Origin of the sequence: Planotetraspora thailandica, assembly GCF_016863335.1 — a bacterium.
In the GTDB taxonomy this organism is placed as follows: Bacteria; Actinomycetota; Actinomycetes; order Streptosporangiales; family Streptosporangiaceae; genus Planotetraspora; species Planotetraspora thailandica.
In genome coordinates this window covers 1-922 of sequence record NZ_BOOR01000001.1, presented here as the reverse complement: position 1 = coordinate 922, position 922 = coordinate 1, and the positions used below count along the sequence as shown (strand labels likewise).

At 70.2% G+C, this 922-nt stretch carries 1 protein-coding gene; it reads left to right on the top strand.

Annotation, left to right across the window (positions count from 1 at the left end; genetic code table 11):
* The coding region (locus Pth03_RS00005) for a hypothetical protein (RefSeq protein WP_203941954.1) at positions 1 to 428 on the top strand (428 nt) is incomplete at its 5' end.
* Positions 429 to 922: the final 494 nt, after the last annotated feature.

The following is a 922-nucleotide window of genomic DNA, read 5'->3' as shown; positions in this document are numbered from 1 at the left end:
CCGTACCGGCCCCCGAAGCCGCCCCCACCACCCTGCCGCGCAGGACGGTCGCCAGAGCCTTCACGACGGCCACCATCGCGATCACCGCCGAAACGCCGGCCGCCGTCGCGATCGCGGAATCCACCACGGTCGTCGGTGCCGGCCCCCTGACGGTCATCCCGGGCCCGGTAACCGCCGCGAGAGCCGTCGCGATCTCCGAACGGTCGGCGCGGGCGATCGCCGGCGCGGGAGTTGTCCCGGTCTCCGTAGGTTCGGCCGGGGCGGTCATCGCCTCCGCGGGATTCGTACCGTCCTCCGGACGCCCCATCGCGGTCCCGGTAACCACCGGGCCGGTCCGAGCGGAACGAGCGGTCACCGCGGTCACCGCGGTCACCGCGGTCACGGCCTCCAGTGGCACCCCCGCGGCGGTCCGCGTAACGGCCGCCTGAGCCGTCTCTTCCCTCAGCCCGGAACCCTCCGGAGCGCTCGCTCCCGTTCTCGCGCTCTCCGCGGCTGTCTCCGCCACGGCCCACGCCGTCACGCCCGTCTTCTCTGTTCACTTCTGTCCTCTGTTGCTCGCTCACCGCGTACGGCCTGCGCTCGGTTCGCTGCCGCTCTGCTAGTTCTTCCCGGGGTACGCCGAGCGGTGAGTGCCCGATTCCAGCCCAATGCCAGGGGAGACCAGCCTGATTACCGTAGGTCTGCTCAGACCACGTTGTGTGCCTTGGCCCGTGCCACTCGCTCAAAGTAACGAAGGCCACCCGTGGTGAGGGCGGCCCGGCACTTCAAGCCTAGCGTCCCCGCAACAGTCCACGAACCTGAAAGGAGACGTCAACGCCCCTCTCCACTAGCCGTGCTGATACGCGAACCCGGTGAATCGCCGGCCGGAAAGCCGAGGTTCGTTGCCGCTCGGCGGCTCGTTGGACCCTCGAGAAAGGCCCGG